The sequence below is a fragment of the Paraburkholderia sp. SG-MS1 genome (genome assembly GCF_012275575.1).
GTDB lineage: Bacteria > Pseudomonadota > Gammaproteobacteria > Burkholderiales > Burkholderiaceae > Paraburkholderia.
In genome coordinates this window covers 1-5324 of sequence record NZ_NPIH01000089.1, presented here as the reverse complement: position 1 = coordinate 5324, position 5324 = coordinate 1, and the positions used below count along the sequence as shown (strand labels likewise).

Below are 5324 nucleotides of genomic sequence, written 5' to 3'. Positions count from 1 at the left end.
CGCTGCGTCGTCAGCCGCCGCCCGCGTTCCGACTACGCCGGGAAGGAGACACGTATGCCCGCATCCACCCCCTCGTCCGCTTCCGATGCGTCGACAGAGCCGCGCATCGAGTCGCTCAGCGCCATCACGCTGGCTACCCGCGATATGCCGCGCGCCGTTGCGTTCTATGACGCGCTCGGTTTCCCGATGAAATACGGCGGTCCCCAGCAGGCTTTTACATCTTTCGCATTCGGCGGCGCTTACCTGAACCTGATCGTCGATACGCGCGCGCCGGTCAACTGGTGGGGGCGCGTGATCTTCTACGTCTCCGACGTCGACGCGCTGTACCGCAAGGCACTGGCCGCGGGCCTGAGGCCGTCGCTCGAACCATCCGACGCGCCGTGGGGCGAGCGCTATTTCCATATCACCGATCCGGACGGTCACGAACTGAGCTTCGCGCGGCCCTTGCGTTAGCGCCGGGTGCGCGCGCGAAACTCGCTATCATCGTCGCTATCCACGACGCGTGCCGACCGCACGCGTGCAGCGAACGCGCCCGCCGCCGCCCAGCCGGCCGGATGGCCGCAGCGGTAACACGGCTGACACCTCGCGCTTCGATAATCGATCGCGTCCGCGTCGCATCGGCCGCCGCGCGCCTAACCATTTCTGTTGCCAGGAGAGTCGCAATGAAAGAGCAGGACCCGAGACCTGAAGCCGAATGGCTGGCAGAGCGGCAACGCCGTTTCGAGGAAGATCTCATCGATGCGTACGACGAGGAACTCGAGATGGAGGTCGACGACCGCATCATCGACGGTGCGGACGGCTTCACGCCCGAGCATCGCGAAGCGCGCAAGATGTACTTCCGCGAGTTGTTCCGCCTGCAGGGCGAACTCGTCAAACTGCAGGACTGGATCGTGCAAACCGGTCATCGGCTCGTCGTCATTTTTGAAGGACGTGACGCGGCAGGCAAGGGCGGCGCGATCAAGCGCATCACGCAGCGGCTCAATCCGCGCGTGTGCCGCGTGGCGGCGCTGCCCGCGCCGAACAACCGCGAGCGCACACAGTGGTATTTCCAGCGCTATGTGTCGCATCTGCCGGCGGGCGGCGAAATGGTGCTGTTCGACCGTAGCTGGTACAACCGCGCGGGCGTCGAGCGCGTGATGAATTTCTGCAGCGACGAAGAGTACGAAGAGTTCTTCCGCTCGGTGCCGGAATTCGAAAAGATGCTGGTGCGCAGCGGCGTGCAGATTCTCAAGTACTGGTTTTCGATTACCGACGAAGAGCAGGAAATCCGCTTTCAGAACCGCATTCACGATCCGTTGAAGCAGTGGAAACTGAGCCCGATGGATCTGGAGAGCCGGCGCCGCTGGGAAGCCTATACGCAGGCGAAAGAGGTGATGCTGCAGCGCTCGCATATTCCCGAGGCGCCGTGGTGGGTCGTGCAGGCGGTCGACAAGAAGCGCGCGCGGCTGAACTGCATTCAACATCTGCTGAGTCAGGTGCCGTATCACGAGATCGAGCATCCGACCATCGAACTGCCGGCGCGCGTTTATCACGACGAGTACAGCCGTCAGCCGGTGCCCGAGTCGATGATCGTGCCCGAGGTGTATTGAGCGGACACACGCCGGCTCGATGCAAGAAGCGCGGCGAGGCCGCGCTTTTTTTCTGCCGCTCGGCCAGCCGCGACACTGGCCGCCAGGCTCGGCGAATCTAGAACAGCGCGCGAAACACCCAGTACAAGCCTGCCGCCAGCGCGATCGACGCCGGCAGCGTCAGTACCCACGCGAGGATCAGACTGCGCACGGTGGCCCATTGCAGGCCTGAACCATTGGCCGCCATCGTGCCCGCCACGCCCGAGGACAGCACGTGCGTCGTGGAAACCGGCAAGCCGTACATATCGGCGGCGCCGATCGTCACCATCGCGACCAGCTCGGCCGAGGCGCCCTGTCCATATGTCAGATGCTGCTTGCCGATCTTCTCGCCGACCGTGACGACGATCCGCTTCCACCCAACCATCGTACCCAGCCCCAATGCGATGGCGACCGCGACCTTGACCCAGGTCGGGATGAACTTGGTGGCGTGATCGGTTTGCGCCTTGAAGTTGCTGATGATTTTGGCGTGCTCCGGCGCGAAGGCCGGCTGCTGCGCTTTCAGCATCAGACGGATCGCTTCGGACGCGACGTACATGTTATTGCGCACGTTATCGACGCTGCCTTGCGGCACGGCGGCCAGCGAACCCGACGCGCCGACCTGGGAGCCGATCTGTTCGGTCAATTGCTGCAACGCCGGCAATGTGACGGGCGTCAATTGGCGGGTGCGCACGAACGCTTCGACATCGGCGCGCGGATTCGTGGATGGTGCGGCGCCCTGCGTGTAGTGGGCGAGGGTCGCCGCGGTTTGCTGCGCGACCGCGACGAAGGTTTGCGTTTCGGCCGGCGTGACCGCCTTGTTCAGCGCATAAGCGGTCGGCACCGTGCCGATCAGGATCAGCATGATGAGGCCCATGCCTTTCTGGCCGTCGTTCGAGCCGTGCGCGAACGACACGCCCGTGCAGGTCAGAATCAGCAGGCACCGAATCCAGAACGGCGGCGGTTCCTTGCCTTTCGGTTCGGCATACAGCGCGGGCACGCGCACCACGGCCTTCAGGATGAGCAGCAGCAAACCGGCCGCGAGAAAGCCCACCAGCGGCGAAAATAGCAAGGACTTGCCGACGCCGAGCGCCTGCGTCCAGTCGACGCCGCTCGTGCCGTTGGTGCCGTGCATCAACTGGTTCATCAGACCCACGCCGATGATCGAGCCGATCAGCGTATGCGAGCTCGACGACGGCAGGCCGAAGTACCAGGTGCCCAGATTCCAGATGATGGCGGCGATCAGCAGCGCGAACACCATCGCGAACCCGGCGCTGCTGCCCACCTGCAAAATCAGTTCGACCGGCAGTAACTGCAGGATGCCGAAGGCGACCGCGCCGCTCGACGTCAGCACGCCGAGGAAATTCCACGCGCCGGACCAGACGACCGCGAGATTCGGCGTCAGCGAGTGCGTGTAGATCACGGTGGCGACCGCGTTGGCGGTGTCATGGAAGCCGTTGACGAATTCGAAGCCGAGCGCGATCAGCAGCGCGACGCCGAGCAGCAGGTAGGGGAGAAACGAGCTTTCGCGGACCGGCTGCAAGTCGTCCAGCAAGTGCATGGCGCAGTAGACGGCGCCGACCGCGATGACGGCGAGGAAGATGAGCAGGCTGATATTGCGCCCTTTACCGCCTGCGGCGGCTGGCTGCGGATACGAAAGTTCCGGCATGACGTAAGCCCTGAAGTTTGTCGCGGAACTTCCGATGCTGCGGGGCCCGTGTGTCGTAATGATGACAGGGCCGTGGCGGCCCGGCGCAGGCGTCAGCGCGGGGCAGGGCGCGGCTTCAGGCCGCGCGCGACATAGGCTGAGCGCTTGCCGGATGGCGGATGGCGATGGGTTGGTTATCCGAAAAGCGCTAGCGGATTTCAGCTTTTGCGAAGCAGTGGCGAGGAGCGGTTATCAGGTGAAGGCGCAACGCGACTACGAAGCCGCGATGATCTCCCCGCTTCCACTGCCGCCCAGCGTGCGTTTGTACGCTTGCGCGACCATCGCGGCCGGCACCCCTTGCGACGGGTCGCGGCCCATCGACTCCAACGTTTCGGCGACCCAGCCAGGGCTCACCGCATTGACGCGGGCCTTGCCGCGCAATTCGAGCGCCGCGGCACGCACGAACGCTTCCACGCCCGCATTGACGACACTGACTGCTGCGCTGCCTTCCATCGGCTGTTGCGCGAGCACGCCGCTCGTCAACGTGAAGCAACCGCCTTGCGACATGTGAGCAGCGCCGCACCGCACCAGATTGATCTGCCCCATCAGTTTGTTGGCGAGACTAAAGGAAAAGTCGTCGTCCGAGAGCGACGCGAGCGGCGCGAATCTCGCCGAGCCCGCGGCGCAGATCACGGCGTCGAGCGTGCCAGCATGGCGGTACATCGACTCGATCGTTGCCTTGTCCGACAGATCCACGTGCAGCTCGGAACCCTTGCGGCTGGCGGTGACGATTTCGTGTTCGGGTGAGAGCAGTTTTACGACTTCGCCGCCGAGCAGACCCGTGGCACCGACGATAAGTACTCGCATACATCCTCCTGACGCGAAAACGTGTCCGCTCACTGCGAGGCGGCAATCGCGGCCCCGCATGTTCAGAATAGTGGCTCGCGTCCCGGCACGCCATCGATTGCGCAAAAGTGCGGCCGCGGCGCGAAGCAACGCGTCACGCGGCTTTCCCGCCGAGCGCTCTGCAGAGGAAACTCCGGGTGCCTGCGGGGAACCATTTTTGCTACGCTGCCAGTGACGTTCCAGTAAAGCCGATTCAAGGAGCCTCGATGAAGCGAGACAGCGGGAAGACGGACAAACGATCCGATACCGGCGATCCGCCCGGCGGTTCAGCCAGCGCGGCGCCTTCGGCGCAGGCGGCCTTCGCCTCGTATGCGGCGCCGCTCGTCGGTCATGCGGTCCAATTCGCGAGCGCAGTGCGCGAGGATGCCTCGCCCGAAGCACTGCACAAATTACGCGTTTCGCTGCGGCGCTTGCGCTCTTTGTGGTGGGCCTTTGCGCCTTTGCTCGAGAAGGACGAGAACATCCGCCAGCGGGCGCTGTTCAAATATCTCGCGACGGCGGCCGGCAAGACGCGCGACTGGGACATCCTGATCGAATTGCTGTCGCAGGAGGACAGTGGCGCACGCGACATCACGCCCAGACTTCGGGAAGCGCGCGGCAGCGCATTGGCGGTCAGCCGCGAGACGCTATCGAACGCTGACGTCAAACATTTGCTGCGCGAGGCGCTGGCCGGTGCGTCGAAAGAATTGAACACCGCGCACGAGCGCATGCCGTTGCGCAAATTCGCCACACGGCGCGTGGACGCGGCGCAGCGCGCGTTGAAGAAACGCATGAAACGCGCGAACCGTGCCAGGCGTTCGGATTACACCGCGTTCCACGACGTGAGGAAGGCGGGCAAAAAACTGCGCTATCTGCTCGATTTTTTCGAACCGGTTCTGAAGGGCAGCTGTAAAAGCACCGCCAGGCGTGTGAAGCGGATTCAAAAACGCTTCGGTGCGCTGAACGATGTCGTCGCCAGCGAGGGCTTGCTGCGTGAGCATGCTGCATCGCTCGCCGGGTCCGGCGATGCTGGAGCGTCGCTGGATTGGCTCGGAAAAGAGCGCAAACGCCGCATGCGCGCGGCGGCGGCGCTGCTGCGCAAGCGGTGACGCACTGACGGGCGGGCTCAAGAGCCGGGCGACGTCGGTACGCGTCCGGCGGCTTGCATAACGATATGGGCAGAGCGT

Annotated in this window: 5 protein-coding genes; 3 read left to right on the top strand and 2 right to left on the bottom strand. The window is 64.2% G+C overall.

Annotation, left to right across the window (positions count from 1 at the left end):
- The first annotated feature begins 54 nt into the window (after positions 1-54).
- Positions 55-453, top strand: coding sequence for a VOC family protein (locus CIC12_RS05945; RefSeq protein WP_168663078.1), 399 nt, complete (start codon positions 55-57; stop codon positions 451-453).
- 209 nt (positions 454-662) lie between these two features.
- The gene (gene ppk2 / locus CIC12_RS05940) at positions 663-1589 is read left to right on the top strand and encodes a polyphosphate kinase 2 (RefSeq protein WP_168663076.1); all 927 of its coding nucleotides are present in this window, start codon (positions 663-665) and stop codon (positions 1587-1589) included.
- 97 nt (positions 1590-1686) lie between these two features.
- On the opposite strand, the gene CIC12_RS05935 is transcribed toward ppk2, so the two are convergent.
- Positions 1687-3273, bottom strand: coding sequence for an inorganic phosphate transporter (locus CIC12_RS05935; RefSeq protein ID WP_168663074.1), 1587 nt, complete (start codon positions 3271-3273; stop codon positions 1687-1689).
- Between the two features lie 252 nt (positions 3274-3525).
- Positions 3526-4119: a short chain dehydrogenase gene (locus CIC12_RS05930; protein WP_168663072.1), complete on the bottom strand. Its 594-nt coding sequence runs from the start codon at positions 4117-4119 to the stop codon at positions 3526-3528.
- A 245-nt stretch (positions 4120-4364) separates the two neighbouring features.
- On the opposite strand from CIC12_RS05930, the gene CIC12_RS05925 reads away from it, so the two are divergent.
- The gene (locus CIC12_RS05925) at positions 4365-5246 is read left to right on the top strand and encodes a CHAD domain-containing protein (RefSeq protein ID WP_168663070.1); all 882 of its coding nucleotides are present in this window, start codon (positions 4365-4367) and stop codon (positions 5244-5246) included.
- The last annotated feature ends 78 nt before the right edge of the window (positions 5247-5324 follow it).